The sequence below is a fragment of the Thiomicrorhabdus heinhorstiae genome, assembly GCF_013391765.2.
In the GTDB taxonomy this organism is placed as follows: domain Bacteria; phylum Pseudomonadota; class Gammaproteobacteria; order Thiomicrospirales; family Thiomicrospiraceae; genus Thiomicrorhabdus; species Thiomicrorhabdus heinhorstiae.
Genome location: NZ_JACBGI020000013.1, coordinates 29,845 through 53,975 on the forward strand (window position 1 = coordinate 29,845; position 24,131 = coordinate 53,975).

The following is a 24,131-nucleotide window of genomic DNA, read 5'->3' on the forward strand; positions in this document are numbered from 1 at the left end:
GCCGCCAAAGACTGTCTATTCAGTCCAATTTAAATCCAGCTTGACTGGAACCTACACTTCTGAGGAGGAGTACTATGAAAAAAGCTAAGTTTAGCTTACTTGCAGGAACGGTATTAGCCGGCGGTATGCTGGTTTCCAATACCGCTATTGCACTGGACCGCGGCGAAATGCTCGCCAATACTTGTGCCGGTTGCCACGGTCCTAACGGCGTTAGCCACGGTCCGGCAACACCAAGTATTGCCGGAATTTCAAAAGACTACTTCATCGAATCCATGCACGCCTATGCATCCGGCGATCGCCCATCTACCATTATGATGCGTATCGCAAAAGGTTATAGCGATGCGGATATCGAAGCCATGGCAAACTATTTCTCCAAACAAAAACACCACTCAGCCAAACAAGAAACCAATGACAAGATGGCGAGCAAAGGTGCAAAAATCCATAAGAAATATTGCGAGAAATGTCACTCCGAAGGCGGAAGCCTGGCTGAAGACGATGCTGGTATCCTGGCAGGTCAGTGGAAGCCTTATCTGCAATATAACTTGCATGACTTTACTTCCGGAAATCGTGAAGCACCGAAAAAAATGGCCAAGCAGCTGAAAAGCATGCATGAAAAATACGGCCAGGACGGTATTGACGAACTGATTGAATTCTACTCAAGCAAATAAGGGAGTAAACAAGATGACCAATATTTCAAGACGAAACCTCCTTAAAGCTTCTGCAGCCGGTGCAGTCGGTGTTGCTGCTACAGGTTGCGCAACCAGCAGCCTGGCATCTAACGGCAAGAGTGTCGTGATTGTCGGTGGCGGTATCGGTGGAGCCACCGCCGCTCAATACCTGAAGAAAATGGATCCGAGCATCGACGTCACCATCGTCGAAAAGAATCCGGACTACTACACCTGTTTCATGAGTAACGAAGTGCTTGGCGGACACCGTAAGATGGAATCGATCCATTTTACTTACGAAAACCTGAAAGCCAAAGGCATCAAGGTTATTTTCGATAAAGTCACGTCAATCGATCCGAAAGGACAAACGGTAAAAACAGCCGGCGGCAAGAGTCTGTCTTACAACCGCTGTATCGTTTCTCCGGGTGTCGACTTCAAATACGAAGAGATCGAAGGTTACTCGGAAGCCGTTGCTCACGACTCTATCCCGCACGCATGGAAAGCCGGTCCACAAACCGTTATGCTGCATAAACAACTTGAAGCCATGAAAGACGGCGGCACGGTTGTGATCGTTCCTCCGGGCAACCCTTTCCGCTGCCCTCCTGGACCATACGAGCGTGTATCGCAAATCGCTTCTTATCTGAAAGCACACAAACCGAATTCGAAAATCGTCGTTCTGGATCAGAAAGACAAGTTCTCTAAATTCGGTCTGTTCATGGATGGATGGAAGCGCCACTACGGCTACGGTACCGATGCCAGCATGATCCAGTGGATTCCGGCAAAAGACGGCGGGAAAGTTACCAAAGTCGATGTTGCCAGCAAAACCGTTCACTGCGGTGCAGGCGCTTTCAAAGCGGACGTGCTAAACATCATCCCGAACCAAAAAGCAGGAAAAATCGCGTTTGAAGCCGGTTTGACCGACGATAAAGGCTGGTGTCCAATCGATCACAAAACCTTTGAATCAACCCTGCACAAAAACATCCATATCGTTGGTGATTCATCGGTTGCAGCGCCTATGCCGAAATCCGGTTACGCTGCCAACTCACAAGCAAAAGTTTGCGCCGCTGCCGTCGCTTCATTGCTAAACAACGTTGCCATGGTTGAACCTTCATGGGTAAACACCTGTTACTCTGTCATCGCTCCTGGCGACGGAATTTCCGTAGCGATGGTGTACGCTTATGAAGACGGCAAAATCGTTAAGGTTAAAGGTTCCGGAGGTCTGACCGGAGCTTACGACCCTGAACTACGTAAGCGTGAAGAACTTTACGCTCACTCCTGGTTTAAAAACATTACGGCCGACGTCTTCGGCTAAGTCCTGTTTTAAAACTTCGCCTGCACAATTCACTAGGCAAAAAAATAGCTCCGAAAGGAGCTATTTTTTTATCCGGCCTGAAATTACCAGCCTTTATACAACGAAGCGAATTTTAGGTATCCCAAATATCGGCAGTAATGTTTTTATACCAGCCGTTCGCATAGGTTGCTTCCATTTTACGGAACTGCAACGTCGCTCCGTGAGGGCTTACCCCACCGGCACCTTCGATACCGACGATTTTACCGTCCTGCATATGATAAACGGCGGCAACGCTGATACCGTAATCGGCACCCACCAAGCTGTAGCAGGTATTCACATTCTTCGGTCTCGGCATCGCCCAGTTATGCATTTGCGATACAATCGCCGCCGCGCACATTTTCGCCTGACTGGCCGCCGAATGACCTGACTTCGGCATCTTACCGGCAATAGCTGCATCACCGATAACATGGATTCCTCGATGAATCATGGATTCAAAGGTTTCCTGATTCACCGGACACCAGCCAGATTCATCGACCAATCCGGCATCAAAAGCAATCTTGCCGGCTTGCTGCGGCGGAATAATATTCAGAACATCGGCTGTGAAAGTATCCAAGTCACAGTGAACCGTTTTGCTGTCGGCTTCCACCTTGGTAACCGCCCCACCGTCATGCTCGCCGAACCACTCGATCATACTTCCGTACAGCTCTTGCCAGCCTTCCATAAACAGACCCTGCTTGGAGAACTTGCTCTTGGCATCCAGAACAATGATTTTAGCTGTCGGGTTATGCTTTTTAAAATAATCGGCAATCATACTGACGCGTTCGTATGGCCCCGGAGGACAACGGAACGGATTGGCAGGCGCGCTCATAATAAAGGTACCGCCCTGCTTCATTTCGCGAATCTGGCGATACAGAATATCGGTTTGCGGCCCAGCCTGGTAAGCGTGAGGAATCTGCTCAATGACATCCGCCGAATAGCCTTCAATCGCGTCGAAACGGAAATCGATTCCAGGGGAAACCACCAGACGATCATAGCTTAGCTCACTGCCGTCACTTAGAGTGACCGTTTGCTTCCTGGCATTAATATCTGTGACCTTATCATGAATAACGGCTACGCCGTGCTTATCCTGCAATTTTCGATAGTCGTGGGTAATATATTCCTTCTCCACCAAACCGGCCAGATACCAGTTGCTGCCAGGACAAGTCATATAGCTTTCTTTAGGTTCGATTAAAGTGACATCCAGCTTGTCATCGAAACGCTTCAGATATTTTGCGCAGGTCGCGCCACCGAATCCACCGCCGACAACGATCACTTTCGGTTTGGCGTCTTCATCGACCGGCAGACTGCAACCGCTCAATGCCGAAGTCATCGAACCGACGGTGCCGGTCGCAATCATTGCCTTGATCAAATTTCTACGATTCATTAATTTCATCTTTTTTCCTCCAATCAAGGTTTTAGCTTGCTGAAATACAACGCCAAAGCTTCGATTTCTTCGTCGCTGTAACCTTTCATATGACGCTGCATAACCGTCGAAGCACGCTTACCGTTCTTGAAATCTTTCAACTGCTGAATCATTACCTTTTCAGGATAACCAGCTAAAGGAGGAATCGATGCACCAACGTATTTTCCTTCCGGACCATGGCACATGAAACAGGTGGTGGCGGACAATTCCGCATTGGTGATTTCCGCATAGGATGCGGAAGCGAAGGTTGCTGCACTTAGTGCCAAAGCAACCCTTAAGGTAGCCCATGTTTTCATTCAAACATCCTTGTATGTATTGACGGAATCCGGCCTTGTCAATATCTGCACCTAGTTATTTAGCGAATCTATAAGCTCGCTTTCATAAGACCGAATTTTCAAGCGATGTTCTCAGAATGGCATAAGCAAAATCTAATAAAAATAAATTCTAACCAAAGATAAAATTTATTTATAAACAGAAAAGATTAATAATAAGGATCACAAAACACTGAATTATCAATAAATTAAGCTTAGCTTAAGATAGTCAACTCTCGACAAAACCATTAATGCTATTTCTGCATAGATAAAAAATTTATATTCAAAAACGGCTGACCATAAAAAACCCGATCACAAAGGACCGGGTCAATGCGTACCTAGGAAGCTAGCCACCGGTAAAAAGCAGCACTTCCAAAAGGTTAATGGAAACGGATTTCTCCGTCCTGCAGATCGGCCTTCACCGTCGATCCGGCGGCAAAATCACCTTGCAAAATGCGCTGAGCCAAAGGGTTTTCAATTCGCTGTTGGATCACGCGCTTCAAAGGACGTGCGCCGAACAATGGATCGAAACCGGCTTCACCCAGATTATCCAATGCAGTATCGCTGATCTCAAAACCAATTTCCGAAGCCGCCAAACGTTTGCGCAAGTTCTGCAACTGGATCGAAGTAATCGCACGAATCTGCTCACGACCCAACGGATGGAATACCACTATATCGTCAATACGGTTAATGAATTCCGGACGGAAATAACCGCCGACCACTTCCATCACATCCGCTTTCATCTCTTCGTAACTGGCTTGACCGGCTTTTTCCTGGATTAACTGTGAACCCAAATTCGAAGTCATGACAATGACCGTGTTCTTGAAGTCAACAGTGCGCCCCTGTCCATCCGTCAAACGCCCGTCATCCAATACCTGCAATAGGATATTGAAAACATCCGGATGGGCTTTTTCGACCTCGTCCAGCAAAATCACCGAATAAGGTTTACGACGCACGGCTTCGGTCAAATAACCGCCCTGTTCATAACCGACATACCCCGGAGGAGCACCGACCAGTCGCGCCACCGAATGCTTCTCCATAAATTCCGACATATCGATACGCACAATCGCATCGGTGGTATCGAACAGAAAGTCCGCCAAAGCTTTGGTCAATTCGGTTTTCCCGACCCCGGTAGGCCCAAGGAACAGGAAAGAACCGTTCGGGCGGTTAGGATCCGACAAACCGGCACGAGAACGGCGAATCGCATCAGATACCGCTTTGACGGCTTCTTCCTGACCGATCACCTGTTTACGCAAGGCCTCTTCCATACGCAATAATTTGTCACGCTCGCCTTCCATCATTCGCGCTACCGGAATACCGGTCCAGCGTGCCACGACTTCAGCGATTTCCGCATCGGTAACCTTATTTCTCAGCAGATGATGACCCTCGCTATCGGTTGCCTCGGACTCGGCTTTTTCCGCAGCCTGAATCTTAGCTTCCAGCTCAGGAATACGTCCATATTGGATTTCCGACATTTTTGCCAGATCACCGACACGGCGCGCCGACTCCAGTTCGGTTCGGGCCGCATCCAGCTGCTCTTTGTATTGCTGCGCCCCCTGTAATGCGGCTTTATCGCGTTTCCAGACTTCTTCAAGATCGGAATACTCTTTTTCCAGAGAAGTAATCTGCTCTTCCAACGAAGCCAGACGTTTTTTCGATGCTTCATCCTTCTCTTTCTTCAAAGCAACCTGTTCGATTTTCAACTGGATCAAACGGCGATCGAGCTTATCCATTACCTCCGGCTTGGAATCGATTTCCATACGAATGCGCGACGCTGCTTCATCGATCAGATCGATCGCTTTATCCGGCAACTGGCGGTCGGTAATATAACGCTGCGACAAACTGGCCGCCGCAACAATCGCCGGGTCGGTAATATCAACCCCGTGGTGAATTTCATAGCGCTCTTTCAAACCGCGCAGGATCGCAATCGTGTCTTCTTCGCTTGGCTCGTCAACCAGCACTTTCTGAAAACGACGCTCCAAAGCGGCATCTTTTTCGATATTTTCGCGATACTCATCCAAAGTGGTCGCACCGATACAGTGTAATTCACCACGTGCCAAAGCCGGTTTAAGCATATTACCGGCATCCATCGACCCTTCGGTTTTCCCTGCGCCGACCATGGTATGGATTTCGTCGATAAACAGAATCACCTGCCCTTCCTGCTTCTCAAGGTCTTTTAGCAAGGCTTTCAGGCGTTCTTCGAATTCACCGCGGTATTTGGCCCCGGCTAAAAGACCGGCCAAATCCAGTGACAACAGGCGCTTGTTTTTTAATCCTTCCGGCACTTCACCATTGACGATTCGTTGCGCCAACCCCTCGACAATCGCTGTTTTACCCACCCCCGGTTCACCAATCAGCACCGGGTTGTTTTTGGTACGGCGCTGCAACACCTGCACCGCACGTCGAATTTCATCATCTCGACCGATTACCGGGTCCAATTTACCCTGTTCGGCACGAGCCGTTAAATCCAGCGTGTATTTTTCCAACGCTTGACGATTCTCTTCCGCATTTTGATCTTGCACGCTCTCACCTCCTCGTACCTGTTCGATTGCTTGCTGCAAAGTTTTAAGATCCGCTCCGGCCTTCTTGAACAGCTCAGCGGCATAATCGTTCGATTCCAGAAGAGCGACAAAAAACAGCTCACTGGCAATAAACGCATCACCGTTTTTCTTCGCCTGCTGTTCCATCTTCGCCAGAATCCTAGCGCTCGCCTGATTCAACTGTACCTGAGCCGCACCGGAAACTTTCGGCATAGACGACAGTTTTTGCTCAACCGAAGTTCTTAATTCGGCATTATTGATCCCCGCAAGACGCAGCAGAGATGCCTGGTCATCAAGCAAAGCCGACAAAATATGAATCGGCTCAATATATGAGTGTTCCAATCCCATCGCAGTGGACTGCGCCTGAGCCAACGCGCTCTGGAATTGAGAAGTAAATTTATCCATCATGGCAGACTGCCCCTAAATCATTTAATTAAACTAAATATAGGGCGCTCTTCCCGGCTTTCAAGATACAAGCACGCTTTTTTCCGGTAAAATTGCGTCAGATTAACTTTTTGCAACCTCCGGAAAATCGAATAAGAATTGAATGGACGATCTGTTTTTCATTGCCTCAAAAATCGCATGGGGACTACTCAGTCCCGGCAATCTATTGATCCTGTTATTTGCTGCAGGAACCATTGCTCTTTTGCTAAAAAAAATCGTATTGGCCAAATGGATTCTACTACCGACTTCATGCATCGCTTTGGCATTAACCGCCTATCCGATCAGCGACGCCCTGATGGTTCCTTTGGAGAAACGCTTTGCCAAACCGGCTGAACTGCCGAAACACATCGACGGCATCATTCTGCTTGGCGGAGGAGAAGATTTGAAGCGTTCGCTCAGCTGGCACACGCAGGAGCTCGGTTACGGCGGTGACCGCTATGCTGCAACCCTTAAACTCGCCCGTCGCTATCCGCAAGCACCGGTGATTTTCACCGGCGGCAGCGGTTTAATGCAGTTACAACCGGAAAGCAGAGATCAAAGCGAAGGCCACCTTTCAAGCACACTGTTAACTGACATGGGAATCGCTAAAACACGGCTGATCATCGAAGCAAAGTCGCGCAATACCTACGAGAACTTTAAAAACATCAAATCTCTATTGCCGAAAAAAGACGGCCAGTATCTATTGGTCACTTCTGCTTTTCACATGCCGAGATCGGTCGGCATAGCGCGAAAAAGAGGAATCGGCGTCATCCCCTACCCTGTGGACTACTACTCGAACCGTTCTCCCTACCGACAATGGGATTTCGATTTCTACGACCATCTGAGAATTCTGGAAAGTGCCTGGAAAGAATGGATCGGTTTAAGCGTATATTTCTTCAGCGGCAAAACGTCCCAATGGTTTCCTTCTCCTCTCAACCACAAAAAACACCAACCAAGCGAAGCATCATGAAGTCCTCTAAGGCCGGTTTTTAACGGTCACCTAAAAATTCCTCGACTTTTTAGCATTTTTTATTTGCAAAGCAATATTAGGCTGTGCTTAAATACATTCATCGTTATATTCACTCGGGAATAACGATGTCGCTCAAACACCAAAATATGTAGGTTTTACTGTTTTGGTTTTTTTAATTCCATCGTTATACCCGAACATATATAACGATGGTTTTTTACTTAATCTAAAGCTAGAAACTTTGATTATGAATATTTGAACTGCTCTCTTACCCCTTTAAGTCCGTGATTGGATCGGCTCAATCCAATCGCGGCAGTTTTTCCTCATCTAAACTTTTATCTGTCATTTATCATTCGAGGAACTTAGCCCAGAACTATCTGGGCTTTTTTTTCACTAAAAGCGGGCGATAGTAATTGACGGTTCATATAGCTTAAGCACTAGAATAAAATTTCGTTTTATATAACATTTTCAATAACTTATATACAAACGGTAATATAAACTTAACGCCATATTTACTCTAATACATAGGAATAAAAGGCAACATTCACAAGGAGAAATACAGTGAAATTCAGCGCTCGCAACCAAATCAAAGGAATCGTCAAAGCCATTCACGAAGGCGTCGTTAACAGCGAAGTCGTCATCGAAATTGCCAACGGTGTCGAAATCACCTCCATTATCACCAAAAGCTCTGTAGAAGCTCTTGGTCTGGAAGTCGGAAAACCTGCCTATGCAGTCGTCAAAGCATCCAATGTCATGGTAGCGGTTGATTAGGCATCATTCGCCGGCCGGGGCAACCCGGCTATTTTTTAATACTCGATATATATGAAAATAAATAAAGAATCGCAAGTGTTTTGATTTAAACAAACCGCTTTGTGACCACGACAATAGTTGACGGGCCGCTAGTGAACTTTTCCATTTTTGCCGACCATCCGTCATAGAAGGAACCAAAATGATCTTTTTTCAAACCCATGAAATCGAAGCCTGGATCAACGAAGATGCGCCACTGATCGACCTGACCTCGCACTTGTTGGGAATCGAAAACCAACCGTCTCGTTTGAGTGTGCGCAGCCGCCATCCGACACGTTTGACCATGATGGAAGAAGCCGCCCGCATCTTCGAATTGCTTGGTGCCGAGATCATTTTTGTCATGCCCTCCGCCGCGGATGTCGATGCAGGCAGTTTGATTCTTCAGGTTGAAGGTCGGGCCGATGCTTTGCATCGCGGCTGGAAAGTTGCCATGAATCTACTTGAATACCTATGCGGCATTTCGACTCTAACGGCGCAAATGGTTTCAGAGGTTCAGCAAGTCGGCGACATACCGCTACTGGTTACCCGCAAGCATCTTCCGGGAATGAAAAAACCAATGATCAAAGCGATTCTGTCCGGCGGCGCCCACCCTCACCGCCTTGGCTTATCGGAAACCGTACTGATTTTCGAAAACCACCTGAACCTAATCGGCGGACGTGACAGCCTGCCCGACAGATTGCCGAAAATTCAGGCAGCCGCATGCGAGAAAAAAATCTCCGTTGAATGCGATACCTATGAGCAGGCTCTGCAAGCCGCACTTGCCGGAACGGACCTTATTCAATTCGACAAGGTGGAAGTCGGTCTTTTGAACCAGTGGTGTTCACAACTGAAGACACAGTTCCCCCAATTGAAAATTATCATTGCCGGCGGCATTCGACCGGACAATATCCGGCTTTATGCACAAAGCGGCGTTGACGGGATCGTCTTAAGCTCTCTCTATCACGCCAAACCGGCCGATCTTGGCGTCACAATCGAGCTTCTTTAGCACGCGCGGGTTTCGACCTCTATGGGTGAAAGGCAAAAGCACCCGAAGAGGCGGGCAATCGATTCACAAGTTCCTTCACACAACTCAGGCTTGGAGGTGTTTATGCTTTCAATTATCTTTCTCGGCAGCGATCAGGATTTTCAGAACTTCAGCGCCGGCAATTCCGAAAATATCCATAAAATCACCCATGTCGCTCATAGTGAAGGCCTGAACAATGACCTTATTCGCAATAGCGAACTGATTCTGCTTTCCTATGAATGGGAGTCGCAAAACAGCTTGCCGCTGTGCCATCAACTCCGACAGTTAAATCCACATTTGCTGTTTATCCTGCTGGTTGATTCCCATCAGGCGGATCAGGCAATTGAAGCGTTTCATTCGGGAGCTTTCGATGTGTTATCCAAACCGTTAAATCCCTTGGCGCTGACATCTTCTATCAAGAAAAGCGAAAATTTTATCGCGCATCGCGCCTATATTTACTCACAGAAACAACCATTGGAGCAAAATGCCGGTGAACCGCCGATTGCCGTCAGTACCAATATGCGTCGCACGCTGACTCTATTGCATCAAATCGCCGATAAAGAAATTCCGACACTGCTTAATGGTGAAACCGGAACAGGGAAAAGCGTGATCGCCAGCTACCTGCATTCCATCAGCCCGCGTAAACATGCCCATTTTCTGACCGTCAACTGTGGCGCCCTTAGTCCGAGTTTATTGGAATCGGAATTATTCGGGCACGAAAAAGGCGCTTTTACCGGCGCCCTTAACCGCCGGGTTGGCTTACTGGAAGCTGCCGACGGCGGTACGCTTTTTCTTGATGAAATCAATAGCGCCTCCCCCGAATTGCAAATTCGCCTCCTGCAGTTTATTCAGGACAGGAAGCTGTTGCGCATCGGATCTCGTAACGAGATTACCGTCGATGTGCGATTGATTTTTGCTTCCAATCAGCCATTACGTCCGTTGGTCGAAGCGGGACAATTCCGCGAAGACCTCTATTTCCGCCTGAACGTTTTTCCAATCGATCTTCCGGCGCTCCGAGAAAGAGCTGAAGATATCTCGCATCTGGCTGCCCGCTTTATGTTCAAGCACGCGCCGAAACTGGGTAAGACCGTCAACTCATGCGGACCCGGGGTATTGAATACCCTGCAGAATTATCATTGGCCCGGGAATGTGCGCGAACTGGAAAACGTCATGCAAAGAGCTCTCATACTGTGCGAAAACGAACGCATCGAATTAAAAGATCTACCGGCCGAGATCGTCGCCAAGGTTACCCACCCGGACATCAAATTCGAAAAAAACAGTTCTCCGTTCCCGGATGATGCCACTCTGGCGGAAGTTGAAAAAATCTGGATTCGCAAAATTCTTTCCAAATACGACGGCAATAAACTTCGTGCTTCCAAAGCACTGGGAATCAACCAGACCACTCTGTGGCGCAAGCTGAAGACCGAAGACGAAAACTGAAATGTGCCCCACTATGCAAATTGCAACCTGCACACAAGTTTGCAACTTGCATGCCTGCCTCCAACCTTTTTTCATGCGTTCCTGAACCAAAAACAGCCATCATTTAAAAACATAAACACATACAAAACAAATACTTACCTTAGATCCATTCCTAATAATTACAAAATTGGCACGCTCCCTGATATACAACCGTTATATCTTAGAATATATAACGATTAACCAAGACGAAGCGAATCGTCCCTCACGATCCATGAAGGAGGAGAAAACGTGAATAAACTAAGCCAATGGATGGGAACCATAACTTTAGCCTGCCTGGGAAGCATCACTGTGCCGGCAAGCGCATCGGATGATGCCAAATTCGATGACTATCGTTCAGCACTGGAAGATGGAAACCCCGGTGAGTTCTGGATCGATGATGGTGAAGAACTTTTTTACGCCAAAGCAGGCCCCAAGAACGCCAGTCTTGATAGATGCGATTTTGGATTAGGCCCTGGAGTCCTGGAAGGCGCTTATGCGCAGTTGCCGCGCTACTTCGCTGACACGGATAAGGTCGAGTCTCTTGAAGGGCGCATCATCAGTTGTATGAAAAATCTGCAAGGTTATAACGACAAACAGATTCAGGAACAGTTTCTCGACATCCACTACCTGAATGCCGCAGAAGAGGACAGCCGGGTTTCGCCCTTGTCGCAGATTGCGACCTTTATTGCTTCAAAATCGAACGGCCAGCCGTTCCTGATCCAACTTGACCATCCGAAAGAGAAACAAGCCTACGAACTCGGTAAGAAAACTTTCTGGAACCGAATGGGAGCAATGGATCTGTCCTGCGCCAATTGCCACGCCGTCAAAGGCAGAGTACTACGCGGGGTCGAACTGCCGATTATGACCGATCCGCATAGAGCAGGAAAAGTAATGGGAGCCTTTCCGGCCTACGTCAACAAAGACGGTAATGTCCGTACCCAGTGGTGGCGTAACGAACGCTGCCTGCTGGCCATGCGCCTGCCTTGGCTGAAAACCGGATCACCGATCGATACCTCCCTGATCTTGTATCAGGTGAAAAAAGCTGCGGAAAGCAAACAAGAAATTGCCGTACCCGGCATCAAACCACGCGCATAAAACTCAAGCACTAACGGAGAATCGCCATGCCGTATAACAAATCGATCATTGCTGCATCTTTGATGAGCATCATCAGCTCACCGGTTTTTGCCGGAGATCTATCCGAAGGAGCGCGCCTGCATCAGGAGGGAAACTGTCTCTCCTGTCATCAGACACGCCCTTACAGCAAAATCAAAACACCGAATTTTGCCAAACTGGAAGCACGCGTCAACGGCTGTAGCAACCAGCTTAATCTCGGCTGGTTTGAGGATGAAGTGAGTGCGGTCAGCCATTATCTGGACGCAACCTACTATCACTTTTCAAAATAAATTTAACGACATCAGGACATCTATTCAATGATTAACCAAATTCGCATATCAGGATATCTGTTAGCCGCTTGCGCAAGTCTGACCGTAACAATGGCTCATGCCGTCGACGATTCGAAGGATCGCGGTAAATCGGTATCGGACGCTGAATTCATGCAGGCCGTAAAAGAAAGTTTCCTAACTGAAAATCCAAACGACTTTAAACGCTTTCAAGATCCGACTTTGACAACCTGTAATCAAACCCAGGATCAACCTTCTCCAAAACAAGCATCGGAGATACTGCAACGCGAACGAAGCAGTATCCAGCTACCGAAAAACGGCCAGTACATGGGTGACTGGAAGCAAGGCAAAATTTGGGTGGAAGGCGCTCACGGCGGACGTATAGGCTTTCCCGGATTTGCCGATGCCGACCATCCATCCAAACCGAACGGCGCCAACTGCTATGCCTGCCACGCCGTCGACCCGAACTTTCCACAAAACGGCAATATGGGACCAAGCCTGACCAACTACGGCAAACTCCGCGGTCAAGGCGCAGCCATCGTTAAATACACCTACGAGAAAATTTACAACGCCAAATCGTTTGTGCCTTGCTCCCTCATGCCGCGCTACGGTGCAGGAGAAGGTCACCTCCTTACAGCGGAGCAAGTAGCCGATATCACCGCTTTCCTGCTTCATCCCGACTCACCGGTGAATAATCCCAAACAGGAAACCGTCGCTGAAGCAGCCCATCACTAACCCCATAAGACAACAAAATATTATTAATAGAGATTTCACCTTATGACTAAAAACACTAAACACACTCCCGCCATGGTCGACCACGTACGCCGTGATTTGATGAAACGCTTCCTTGGTCTGGGAGCCGGGCTGGCCATTTCTTCAACCTGGTCGACAAACAGCTTTGCCGCGGCTTCGGATTGGCAAACCGTCGCCGACACCAAACCGGTTAAAGTGACCGATCATGTCTATGCTCTCTATGCGCGCGGCCCATGGCCGACTCTCGAAAACCAGGGATTTTTTGCCAATATTTATCTGGTGAAAACCGCTAAAGGAATTGTCGTGCTCGACACCGGTACTTCGGTACAAATCGGTGAAATGGCGCTACGCGCAATCAAAAAAGCTTTTAACCAGCCGGTTATCGCCGCTTTCAACAGCCATTACCACGGCGATCACTGGCTTGGTAACCACGCGTTTGTCAACGCCTATCCTGAACTGCCGATTTACGCGCATCCTGACGCGATCGGGGCCATTGAAAATGCCGTTGGCGCTGACTGGTTGAACCAGATGATCAAAGCCACCAACGGTGCGATTGAAGGCACCAAAGTCACAGCGCCGAACAAAGGGGTTTCCCACGGACAGACTTTCAACTACGGTGACGTCACACTAAAAGTTCATAGCTACGGCCCCGCACACTCTCCGGTTGACATTATGATCGAAGTTGTCGAAGACAAGGCCCTCTTCGTCGGTGACATCATTATGGACCACCGAATCGGTAATCCGAGCGAAACCTCGTTTCAGGGGTATATCAAAACATTGAATACCATCCGTTCCGAAATGAGTGACCGCCTGTTAATGCCAGGACACGGTAAACCCGGACACGACAAGCTGCTGCGCAACTACGAAGACATTATGAATGGCATTTACGAAAATGCCGTCAAGGCAGTTGAAGACGGGCTGAGTATTGCGGAAACCAAAGAATTGGTTCTGAAAGATCCGCGTATCGAACGCCAGGCCAAAGTAACCGAAGGCTTCGAAGACATCGGCAAATTCGTCAACTTCGCTTATACCGAAGCCGAGCAAGCCGCCTTCTAGGAATGGTCCAAAGGAACCTGTTATGAAAATAATCAAATCGATTCTGTTTGTACTGCTCATGCCTTGGCTGGCAATCTCACCGGTCCAGGCTGAAGACATTGAAAAGGCGGTCTATCACGTCGACTTTGCCGATGCCGATCGCTATTCAGCCACCTTAACTTCGATCAACAACATGCTCAACGAATACGAAAACGCCCTGTCCGATTACGACGTCACCATTGTCTTCGTCGGCAAAGGCGCCCGCTTCGTGACCGACGCCCCACAAGCCGGTCAGGATGCTCGTCTCAAGGAACGCCGTACCGAGTTAAAAGGCCGCCTGCAAGCACTGAACTCGACCAGAAACGTCAAATTGGCAGTGTGTAATAACACTCTGACAGGATTTGGGCTATCAAAAGATCAGCTCTACGAAGGCGTCGAAATCGTGCCGTCCGGAGTGGTATTCCTTGCCCAGCTGCAAAAAGCCGGAGCCGCTTATATCAAGATCCAGTAGGAGGATGAAAAAAACGACAGTTTTCTGCACAGGCTCTCCGTTGGCGCAGTTTTTCCTAATTCAAACCAATAGCGTCATTTTAAGGAGACGATTGATGAAAATGCTAAATACCCGCTTGATTCTAGGCCTGATAATGAGTGCCGTCGCGTTCGGAGCCCTAGCCTCTCCTGAACCGAAAGATCCGAAAAAACGCACCCCTCAAGGCCTTTACGTTAATGCCGTTGAAGCCTACGAGATGATGAAAAAAGACTCTAAAGTTCTTCTGGTCGATGTGCGCACTCCGGAAGAATGGCAATTCGTCGGCCACACCGAAATGGCGCAGATCATGATTCCGTCGGTCATCTTCCAGTACAACGGCATGGACGCCAAGAAACCACGATACAAATCGGTCAACAACAGCAATTTCATTTCAGAACTTGAAGAACGAGCCGCCAATCTGGGAGCGGACGAACACAGCACCTACTTCCTGATGTGTCGTTCGGGATCTTCCCGCGCGCAACCTGCAGCTAAAATGATGGCGCAATACGGTTATAAAAACGTTTATATTGTGACCGACGGTTTCGAAGGCGGCACAGTGAAATCCGGTGACAAAAAAGGATTCCGAATCAAGGATGGCTGGAAAAATTCCGGGCTCCCTTGGACTTATCATATCAACGAGAAAAAAACCTACTTCTACAACTAACCGCCGTATGACCCATTTCAAGAGTTACGTACACGATCTTTGCTCACTGTACGTATTACCCGCACCAACCCGCCGTTTCTGACTTTAGAAAAGCCCACATTTCCGGTGCGGGGCTTTTTAACTTATGCGCCTTCCTTATCTATTTATTAAAAAATTCTATCCCGGTAAATTTGCATCTTTAAATATAAGAATGTTTTAATACCCAAAAATCGAAATGTACTTTAATACATAAAGAAAATCAAAACGACTGGAATTGGCTTATGCCAATTTTTTTATCCAGATCGTTATATACAAAAAGAAATAACGTTAATCCAGTCATTGGATAATGAAGTCAAAGGAGCTTTTACAATATGAAATCGCTTATCCGAATGAAACCGGTCAGTCTGGCTGTTGCCATCTGTTTATCTCCGCACCTGCAGGCTTTTGCCGCCGATGAATCGGGGGTATTTACTCTCGGTGCCATCGAAGTCACCGAACAGTCCGACAGTAAAGGACATGTTGAAATCGTCACTCAGGAACATATTCGCAGTCGCGGACAGACCAATGCAGGGGAAGCGATTGCCGACGTGCCGGGCGTCAGCATCCAGTCCGGCGGTCGGCGAGCGGAAACCCGCGCCAATATCCGCGGTTTCGATTCGCGTCAGATCACCTTGAATCTGGACGGCATACCGATTTACATTCCCTACGACGGCAATATCGACCTGAGTCGTTTTTTGATCGCCGATCTCAGCCGTATCGAAATATCCAAAAGCCTTGGTTCCTTGCTTGAAGGGCCGAATAATATGGGCGGCTCCATCAACCTGGTCACTCGCCGTCCGGATCGCGCGATGGAAGTCGATGCCAATATCGGCTTCGAAGCCGGGAAAAACGGTGTTTTTAAAAATGCTCAGAATATTCAGGTCGGCAGTCGCCTGAATGAGCGCTTCTACCTCAGCGGCGGTATCGCCCGGGTATTCAGTGACGATTTCCCTCTCTCAGACGATCTTGAACCGACTTTAAACGGCGGAACTATTTATCAGGATGAAGGGGATCGTTTACATTCCGGTAGCGAGAGCACCACAGGAAACCTGAAAATCGGCTTTACCCCGAATAGCGAAGATGAATACGCCTTAAGCTATTACCGCACCGAAGGACGCAAGGATTCCCCTCCGTACGCCGGCTCGGCCGACAGCGTAAGATATTGGGACTGGCCGCAGTGGGACAAAGAAAGCCTTTACTATGTCGGTCATACACAATTCGGGCAAGGTTATGTCAAAACCAGACTGTTCTACGATCACTTTGAAAATGCCTTGAATTCTTACGACGACGACACCTACAGCAGTGTAACAAAAGGCTACGCTTTCCGTTCGCAATACGACGATCACAGCATCGGAGGCAGTATTGAAGCAGGAGTGCAACTTGATAATCATCTGGTCAAAACCGCCCTGCACATCAAGCACGACGAGCATAAAGAACGTGACTTGAATAAGGACAATGCCACAGTAGATCAGAGCTGGCGCACCTATCGCGGGCATACTTACTCACTGGGATTGGAAGATCATATCCAACTTTCGCCGCAAGCCGATCTGACGCTCGGCTATCGCCACGATATTTACGAACTGACCCTGACTGACGATGGCGATCCTGCCAACGCTCCGCAAGGCTCGCAGGAAAAGGACAACTTCCAGATCAAGACATCCTACGATTTGGGAGCACATCGCCTGTTTGCCGGCATATCATTAAAATCACGTTTTCCGAATATGAAAGATCTATTCTCCTATCGACTCGGGCAGGCGATTCCAAACGTCAACCTGCAAGCCGAACAAGCCATCCATTATGAGATCGGTTCCAAAGGCGTTTCAGGCAGCCTAAATTATCAGGCAAACCTGTTCTACTCCGATATTGAAGATGCGATCGAAAGCGTTACCGTTGCCAGCACCGAGTGCGGCGGCACGACCTGTTTGCAAAACCAGAACGTCGGAAAAGCGACTTCGAAAGGTGCAGAACTGAAATTGAACTATCCCTTGAATGAACAATGGGATGCCAGTTTGAACTACGCCTACCTGCTTCGCGATCTGGCCGATAAAACTCTGGTTCCGACTTACTCACCGGAACATACCGCCCGCGCATCTCTTGACTGGTATCCACAATCTAAATGGAATTTCGGTATCGACTGGCGTTATCAATCCGACAGCGAAACCAATACCGACGGTTCTCGTCCGGTCGTGGCATTCAGCCTGTGGGATTTGCGAGCTCACTATGATATCAACAAAAACTTCAGCACAGATGTCGTACTTAAAAACGCTCTGGACTCCAATTACGAAATTGCCGAAGGCGATCCTATGCCGGGTCGAACTCTGTGGGCCAACCTGCACGCACGCTTTTAATACATGACGCCCGCCGATGCTGCGGGCGTCCAGATCAAGAAGCATTGAAAACCTTTATCAGCGCACTTTCATTCTCTCTCTTTTAACCATGCGACTTCAGACCATGCACAAGATATACACTCATTCCACTCTCACCTCTTTGGCCACACTAGGCGTTTCCTGCGCGCTTTTATCTCTCCCTGCAATCGCAGCCGAACGGCTAGATGCAGTTGAGGTACTTCCCGAAAGAGGCATTCAGACCGACGACGTCTATTCACAACCCAAAAGCTTCACTAATAACAGTCAGACATTTCAACGCGAAGATTTTCAAGCCTTACCGATTAATAATGCCTATGAAATGCTCGATTATGCTACCGGGGCCTTTATCCAGACTCAAGGGCGAAAATCGCCTTATTTTGCCAGTATTCGCGCCGGTTCCAATCTGGGAATCATCATTGACGGTGCTTATCTCCCGCCTCCGGCCGCCTCGAAAGTTCTGATGCAACTTCCGGTCACCGCGATTGAATCCATGACGATTGTCCGGGATGCCAGCGCTCTGAACCTCGGCCCACTGACCTCGATCATCGGCCCGATGACCAGCTCGAGAACCGAAGGGTTCGTCGTCATCAAAACCCTTAGCGCCACTCATAAACCGAAAACCGAACTCCATGCCCGGCTGGCCAACTTCGGGCAAGCCGGAGCCAATGCCACCGGCGCCTTACAGCTAAATGAGAACCTATATGCCCGCGCAGTACTCGGCACAGAACGCAAAGACGGTCCCGCCGGTTATGAAAACGGTTACCAACAAACCGCCGGCCTGTGGAAACTGGAAGGCATTCACGAAAAATTCGATTGGCAAATCAATTTCTTCCACGCCGACGGCAGCCGGGAATTACAGCGCGGACTCGATACATCCGGCGTCTCCGATGCCAGATGGGAGTACGATCCGTTACAGATTCGCATGATCAACAGTCAGGCCGGCTTCTACTGGGATGAACACAATACAACCGCCGTACGATTTTCCTATTCGGAAAGCGATGCCGATCTACAGAAGAAAAGCTACCAGAATCCGGCCGCCGATTCCGAAGAAGCAACTCGAGAACGTTTCTCCAATCTCGACATCAGTCATGCATGGAAACAAGCCGGAAATACCCTGCGCCTTGGGTACAACTTCATGTTCTATCACAACCCGACCGGCATGCTGTACTACCCGGGCTATGAACGCAAGGAACACATCCACTCCGTCTACTTGCAGGACGAATATCGCCACGACAATTTCAGCGTCGACTTCGGTTTCAGAAATGATCGCCGCCACATCGACAAGGGCTACGAACAGATCGGGACGCAGAAAAAAATCATCGAAGATGTGGCGCTGGACGATCTGTTGACCGCGGCACTCGGTGCCACCTACAACCCGACACCGGCAGACCTGTTGAGCTTCAGAAGCCTGTATACCGAGCAGCAGCCGATCGGCGTCTACAGTCAGAACAGCGCCCAATTGCCGAAAGAAAAACGTCTGCGCGGCGAACTCGGCTGGTCGCATGTGTGGCATCAGCTGTTCCGCACGACCCTGACCGCCTTTATCGAAAACCTTGATGACGGCGCCTATGTTTCGGGGCAGATTGTCGACCCTCAGGATCCGGCATCCTATATCAATATTTACGATGCCGACAGCTGGCAGAACCGCGGTCTGGAACTGGAAATCAAAGGTCGGCAGGGAGCTTACGGATATGAACTGGGCTTAAGCCGGGTTGATCCGGAAGAAACGCCGAGCGGGGTCGTCAATGTACCGGAAAACTTGGTTCGTGCCCGTCTCTATTATCAAACAGCCAAATGGCAGTTTAATCTGGGAATCCGCTCGATGAGCGAATACCTGTCGGCCAACAAAGCCGGAACCGGCATGGCCGGAGATTTCGTCAGCTACGATGCCAGCATCGGCCACACGTTCAAAATCAGCGGCAACCGACACCAAATCAACCTATTCGCCAAAAACCTCAGCGACGAGAAGTACGAAACCGTTTACGGCTTCCCAAGCGAAGGAACCAATATCGGAGTGGATTATCGTGTTCAGTTCTAGTATTCGCCATATCGCGCCCAAATCCCTTTATGCCGCAAGCATTCTGATCCTGGCGATGATCAGCAATGCAGCTGCGGACGATGCATGTCACTTAAAACATGAACCGCAACGCGTCTATTCCGCAAACCCGGTCGTAACCTATTTAATGATGGCCTTGGCTCCGGAAAAGCTGGTCGGCTGGAATTTTCCTCCCCCGCCGCAAGCCCGCGGCATCTTTCCCGACAATAGCTTCGACAAGCCGGTGATCGGCGGCTGGTTCGGCCAGGGCAGAACACCGAATATGGAAGAGCTGATCCGTTCCAAGCCGGATCTGATGCTGCTTTCCGGGGCCACCGTCAATACCGACCAGCAGCGGGTAGTGGAAAAACTCGGAGTACCGGTCTGTTATCTCAAGCTCGACCGCCTGACGGATTATCCGCAGGACTTGCGAAATCTCGGCCACTGGCTTGGAAAAGCGCAGCGCGGCGAAAAGCTGGCACAAGAAGTAGAACAGATCCTGAACCGACTCGCCGAACACAAACGCATGTTGCAGGCGCAAGGAGCGCTGAAGACCGTCTATTACGCTGAATCGACCAGCGGATTGGCAACCGAATGCCGCGGATCGATTCACTCCGAGGCAATCCCGCTTGCTGGCGGAATCAATCCGCATATCTGCCCGAACGATCATGCAAAACAAAGTCGTTTCGGCCGCGTCGATATTAATTTCGAGCAACTGCTGCGTTATAACCCGGATGCCATCGTTACCCAGGAAATCGGATTTTACGAACGTGTTTATCAGGATGCGAAATGGCGCAGCCTGAAAGCGGTGCAGAACCGTCAGGTCTTTTTCATGCCGCAGGTTCCTTTCCGCTGGATGGATCGCCCACCATCGCTTATGCGTCTGCTGGCGGCGGAGTGGCTGATGGCCCAGCTTTATCCGCAGTCGTTAAATACCGATTTATTGAAAGTCAGCGGCGACTTTATCGAGACCTTTTTTCAAGTGCGCCCTGACGACGCGCAACTCAAACGCATTCTAAATGGAGAAATTGTCGATGAAAGACGCTAAACCACGCAAACCGACTTTGGGAGTCATGTTGCATGTGACGCCGCAAGATGAGCAAACGCCGACACAGACCTATGCCGAATTCGGTCGTCTGGTCCGCGAAATCGAAACTCTCGGCTACCAGCAGGCCTGGGTAACGGAACATCATTTTACACCGCACAGTCTGACTCCGGCTCCGTTGTTGATGATGGGACACTTTCTGGCACAAACCACCCGTTTACAGCTGGGATCCGCCGCCGTTCTGGTCGGATTTCACAATCCGATCGAAGTCGCCGAACAACTGGCAACCCTGAATACCCTCTATCCGCAACGCGTGCTATGCGGCTTTGCCAAGGGCGGCCCTTTCGAATCACAGAATGCCGCCTTCAAGGCAGATGCCGAACTCAGCCGGGCACGCATGGAAGAAGCCGTTCCGGCAGTGCTTAAATTAATTAATCATCCAAGCAGCAACCACCTTGGAAAACACTATCAATGGGGAACGCTAAACCTGCATCCGCGCACTCACCTTGCCGCGGCTCAATGTTTTATGGCGACTTCCCACCCATCCAGTCTGGAAATCGCGACACACCACGATCTGGGTTTGATGGCCGCACAATTCTGGGACCAAGCCAAAATTGAAGCCAATATCGCCGCTTACCGTCATTTGCATCCTCAGGGAAAAACACCGCAAATGATGGCCGCACGCGGACTGTTCATTGCCGACAGTGAAGAAGAGGCCCAGACACTTGCATGGCAGCATATCCAGAGTTTTCGCGCTCAAAAAGCGCAACTATGGGGACAAAAAGGCACAAATCATCGAGGCCCGATGCAGGGATTAAGTAAAGAAGAACTGCTTGAACGCATGCTGTGCGGCACGATGGAGCAGGTCAGCCAACAGGTACAGAGTCTGATCGATATCGGTGTCAGCCAGCTCGGTCTCAATCCATTAACCTCGGATCACAATACCCGCTTACAGCAATTGCAGTGCTTCAAAAACGCCATCTGGGATCCTCTACTGAAAAACCGCTACGAGGACGCCGCGTGACTCCATCGGAAAACCATTCTTCCTCCACTTCGATGCGCGGCGGCATGTTGTTGATCGCCTTGTCTCTTCTTCTGATCGGAGTCGCCTTGCTCTCTCTGACACTCGGTCGCTACGACTTCGCACCTTTAAGCAGTCTGACGGAGTTATTCCGTCACTGGGGCTGGCTTGAAGGTCAAGCCGATCCAACGGTCATCAGCATACTTATCGATGTGCGTCTGCCGAGAATTCTGGCTGCCATTCTTATTGGTGCCGCTCTGGCCGTCGGCGGCGCCGCTTTTCAGGCACTGTTTATGAACCCGCTGGTTTCACCCGGCGTACTCGGCGTGCTTTCCGGTTCGGCATTCGGCGCTTCTCTGGGCATTCTGCTGTTCGACAGCCTGTGGATAATGCAACTACTGACTTTCGTATTCGGTCTGGCAGCGGTGGCAATTGCGTTGTTACTGGCTAAGGGAGAGTTGCGTAACAACATGGTGATACTAGTGCTTGGCGGCATGATTACCGGAGCGCTTTTTACCGCCTTTCTGTCGATCATCAAATACGTTGCCGACCCTTACAGCAAACTGCCGGCCATCACTTACTGGCTGATGGGGTCGCTGGCCAATATCCAGAATGACCTTCTGCTGTGGAGCGCACCGTTTGTTCTTGTCGGGCTGGTGCTTATGATCGCCCACGGACATGTCTTAAATGTCCTCAGTCTCGGCGACGACGAAGCCCGAACACTGGGCATCAATGTCGAGAGGAAACGTTTTTTGATTATCGTTATCGCCACATTTCTCGGCGCGGTGACGGTTACGCTCGGCGGCATGATCGGCTGGGTCGGGCTGGTGATTCCGCATCTGACCCGTCTGCTGCTCGGCGCGGATAATCGTTTGCTTTTGCCGGCATCGGCACTGCTGGGAGCCACCTATCTGCTTATCGTTGACGACATTGCCCGCCTGACCTTGAGTATCGAAATTCCGATCGGTATTCTCACCGCGCTGATCGGTCTGCCGGTTTTCGCCTGGGCATTAAAAAACGTTAGAAAAGGATGGCAAGCATGAACACGCCAAAAACGTCACCCGGCTCCTGTCCGGTCAGCCCGGCATTCAGACGTGAAGACTACCCGGATGCGCCTTTTCCCGATCAGGAAATCTATCAGCACCTTGGAGAAGAGAGCATTCGCAAGTTGATTCGCCGTCATCACCGGCTGATGCGAACCAGTCATATCGGCCATCTGTTCGGCAAGGACGATCAACGCTTCGAGCGCATTATCGAGTACACCTGCGATTATTTTGTCGAAATGCTCGGTGGGCCGAAATATTTTACCGGCCAACGTGGAGAACCTCGGCTCGGTCGTCGCCATCGTCCTTTTGCTCTCACTCCGGCTGACCGCGAAGCGTGGCTGGACTTTTTCCGTCAGGCTTTGATGGAAAACGCCATTCCGCAGGAAATTGCACAAAATCTCTGGAACTGGGTCGAACCTCTGTCGATGCGTTTTCTCACTCCGCGCATCGCACCGCAGCAATTGCAAAGAATGTATCTGTATACAGACAAGACGGGAAAAACCGATGATTAAAATCCACCAACTCAGCGCCGGACACGACTCCGCGAATGTATTTTCCAATCTGAATCTAACCCTGAGGGAAGGCGAAATCGTCAGTTTGCTCGGCGCCAACGGCTGTGGCAAAACCACTCTGTTGAGAACAGCACTCGGGCTGCATCCGAAACGCAGCGGTTCGGTAAAGGTTAACAATCAGGATTTCCATCGCATGGATGCCGGTCAACGCGCCCGCCTGATCAGCTATGTTCCGCAATATCATCGCCTGGCATTCGGTTATCCAGTAATCGAGATGGTGTTGATGGGGACTCAGGCCGGAAAATCCGGCTGGAGACGACCGAATGCCGCAGATCGAGAAAATGCCGAAAACGCTTTGGAATTAATGAATATTGATCATCTGCGCAATCGCCCTTACACCCAACTCTCAGGAGGACAGAGGCAATTGGTTTTGATTGCACGAGCTCTTGCACAGAATACGCCGATCATCTTTATGGATGAGCCGACCAACGGACTGGACTTCGGCAACCAGATCAAACTTCTGGAAAAAATCCGCAGCCTGAAATCGCAGGGCAAGAGCGTGCTGTTTACCACCCACCATCCCGAGCAGGCGTTAAGTACCGCGACAAGAGCGATCAGCATGCGTAACGGACAGATCGCCAAAGACGGACGACCGCGCGACGTTCTGCAAGTTGAACATTTACGTGAGCTTTATCAGCTGGATGAACGTCAGCTACCGGATGGCTATTGGCCGACCTCGTTTATCAACACGAATACCACCCGGCAAGATGTTGCATGATT

Annotated in this window: 22 protein-coding genes; 19 read left to right on the plus strand and 3 right to left on the minus strand. The window is 49.6% G+C overall.

Annotated elements, in window-relative coordinates; translation table 11 throughout:
• Positions 1-74: 74 nt before the first annotated feature.
• Complete coding sequence (locus H8792_RS07655; RefSeq protein ID WP_185978356.1) at positions 75-668, plus strand: c-type cytochrome; 594 nt, start codon at positions 75-77, stop codon at positions 666-668.
• Between the two features lie 13 nt (positions 669-681).
• Positions 682-1,977 carry an NAD(P)/FAD-dependent oxidoreductase gene (locus H8792_RS07660; protein ID WP_185978357.1) on the plus strand — a complete coding sequence of 432 codons (1,296 nt, stop codon included), beginning with the start codon at positions 682-684 and terminating at the stop codon, positions 1,975-1,977.
• A 112-nt stretch (positions 1,978-2,089) separates the two neighbouring features.
• On the opposite strand, the gene H8792_RS07665 is transcribed toward H8792_RS07660, so the two are convergent.
• The 3 genes from H8792_RS07665 to clpB all read right to left on the minus strand — a co-directional run bounded on the left by H8792_RS07665 (position 2,090) and on the right by clpB (position 6,677).
• Positions 2,090-3,388, minus strand: coding sequence for an NAD(P)/FAD-dependent oxidoreductase (locus H8792_RS07665; protein WP_185978358.1), 1,299 nt, complete (start codon positions 3,386-3,388; stop codon positions 2,090-2,092).
• Positions 3,389-3,402: 14 nt separating this feature from the next.
• Entirely contained in the window at positions 3,403-3,714 is a 312-nt protein-coding gene (locus H8792_RS07670; protein ID WP_185978359.1) for a c-type cytochrome, read from the minus strand.
• A gap of 395 nt (positions 3,715-4,109) precedes the next feature.
• Entirely contained in the window at positions 4,110-6,677 is a 2,568-nt protein-coding gene (gene clpB, locus H8792_RS07675) for an ATP-dependent chaperone ClpB (RefSeq protein WP_228767006.1), read from the minus strand.
• Positions 6,678-6,816: 139 nt separating this feature from the next.
• Between clpB and H8792_RS07680 the strand changes: the two genes are divergently transcribed.
• The 17 genes from H8792_RS07680 (at position 6,817) to H8792_RS07760 (ending at position 24,129) form a co-directional block, all read left to right on the plus strand.
• Positions 6,817-7,662 (plus strand): YdcF family protein, encoded by an 846-nt coding sequence (locus H8792_RS07680; RefSeq protein WP_185978360.1) that lies wholly within the window; start codon positions 6,817-6,819, stop codon positions 7,660-7,662.
• Positions 7,663-8,220: 558 nt separating this feature from the next.
• Positions 8,221-8,430 (plus strand): TOBE domain-containing protein, encoded by a 210-nt coding sequence (locus tag H8792_RS07685; RefSeq protein ID WP_185978361.1) that lies wholly within the window; start codon positions 8,221-8,223, stop codon positions 8,428-8,430.
• A 178-nt stretch (positions 8,431-8,608) separates the two neighbouring features.
• Entirely contained in the window at positions 8,609-9,451 is an 843-nt protein-coding gene (gene modD / locus H8792_RS07690) for a ModD protein (protein WP_185978362.1), read from the plus strand.
• A 102-nt stretch (positions 9,452-9,553) separates the two neighbouring features.
• The gene (locus tag H8792_RS07695; RefSeq protein ID WP_185978363.1) at positions 9,554-10,909 is read left to right on the plus strand and encodes a sigma-54-dependent transcriptional regulator; all 1,356 of its coding nucleotides are present in this window, start codon (positions 9,554-9,556) and stop codon (positions 10,907-10,909) included.
• 267 nt (positions 10,910-11,176) lie between these two features.
• A complete protein-coding gene (gene soxA / locus H8792_RS07700; protein WP_185978364.1) occupies positions 11,177-12,022 on the plus strand; it encodes a sulfur oxidation c-type cytochrome SoxA in 846 nt (281 codons plus the stop codon).
• A gap of 26 nt (positions 12,023-12,048) precedes the next feature.
• A complete protein-coding gene (locus H8792_RS07705) occupies positions 12,049-12,330 on the plus strand; it encodes a hypothetical protein (RefSeq protein WP_185978365.1) in 282 nt (93 codons plus the stop codon).
• Positions 12,331-12,357: 27 nt separating this feature from the next.
• Entirely contained in the window at positions 12,358-13,062 is a 705-nt protein-coding gene (gene soxX, locus H8792_RS07710) for a sulfur oxidation c-type cytochrome SoxX (RefSeq protein ID WP_185978366.1), read from the plus strand.
• A gap of 42 nt (positions 13,063-13,104) precedes the next feature.
• On the plus strand, positions 13,105-14,136 hold the full coding sequence (locus tag H8792_RS07715; protein ID WP_185978367.1) for an MBL fold metallo-hydrolase: 1,032 nt from the start codon (positions 13,105-13,107) through the stop codon (positions 14,134-14,136).
• Positions 14,137-14,158: 22 nt separating this feature from the next.
• Positions 14,159-14,626, plus strand: coding sequence for a DsrE family protein (locus tag H8792_RS07720; protein ID WP_185978368.1), 468 nt, complete (start codon positions 14,159-14,161; stop codon positions 14,624-14,626).
• A 94-nt stretch (positions 14,627-14,720) separates the two neighbouring features.
• The gene (locus H8792_RS07725) at positions 14,721-15,308 is read left to right on the plus strand and encodes a rhodanese-like domain-containing protein (protein ID WP_185978369.1); all 588 of its coding nucleotides are present in this window, start codon (positions 14,721-14,723) and stop codon (positions 15,306-15,308) included.
• Positions 15,309-15,658: 350 nt separating this feature from the next.
• Positions 15,659-17,674 carry a TonB-dependent receptor plug domain-containing protein gene (locus H8792_RS07730; protein ID WP_185978370.1) on the plus strand — a complete coding sequence of 672 codons (2,016 nt, stop codon included), beginning with the start codon at positions 15,659-15,661 and terminating at the stop codon, positions 17,672-17,674.
• A 103-nt stretch (positions 17,675-17,777) separates the two neighbouring features.
• On the plus strand, positions 17,778-19,730 hold the full coding sequence (locus H8792_RS07735) for a TonB-dependent receptor plug domain-containing protein (RefSeq protein WP_185978371.1): 1,953 nt from the start codon (positions 17,778-17,780) through the stop codon (positions 19,728-19,730).
• Entirely contained in the window at positions 19,717-20,775 is a 1,059-nt protein-coding gene (locus H8792_RS07740) for an ABC transporter substrate-binding protein (protein WP_185978372.1), read from the plus strand. Before H8792_RS07735 ends, H8792_RS07740 begins: the two co-directional genes overlap by 14 nt.
• A complete protein-coding gene (locus H8792_RS07745) occupies positions 20,762-21,796 on the plus strand; it encodes an LLM class flavin-dependent oxidoreductase (protein WP_185978373.1) in 1,035 nt (344 codons plus the stop codon). Before H8792_RS07740 ends, H8792_RS07745 begins: the two co-directional genes overlap by 14 nt.
• Positions 21,793-22,836, plus strand: a complete 1,044-nt coding sequence (locus tag H8792_RS07750) for a FecCD family ABC transporter permease (RefSeq protein WP_324187603.1) — start codon at positions 21,793-21,795, stop codon at positions 22,834-22,836. The genes H8792_RS07745 and H8792_RS07750 overlap by 4 nt, the downstream gene beginning before the upstream one ends.
• Entirely contained in the window at positions 22,833-23,351 is a 519-nt protein-coding gene (locus H8792_RS07755) for a globin domain-containing protein (RefSeq protein ID WP_185978374.1), read from the plus strand. Before H8792_RS07750 ends, H8792_RS07755 begins: the two co-directional genes overlap by 4 nt.
• On the plus strand, positions 23,344-24,129 hold the full coding sequence (locus tag H8792_RS07760; RefSeq protein WP_185978375.1) for an ABC transporter ATP-binding protein: 786 nt from the start codon (positions 23,344-23,346) through the stop codon (positions 24,127-24,129). The genes H8792_RS07755 and H8792_RS07760 overlap by 8 nt, the downstream gene beginning before the upstream one ends.
• Positions 24,130-24,131 lie beyond the last annotated feature (2 nt).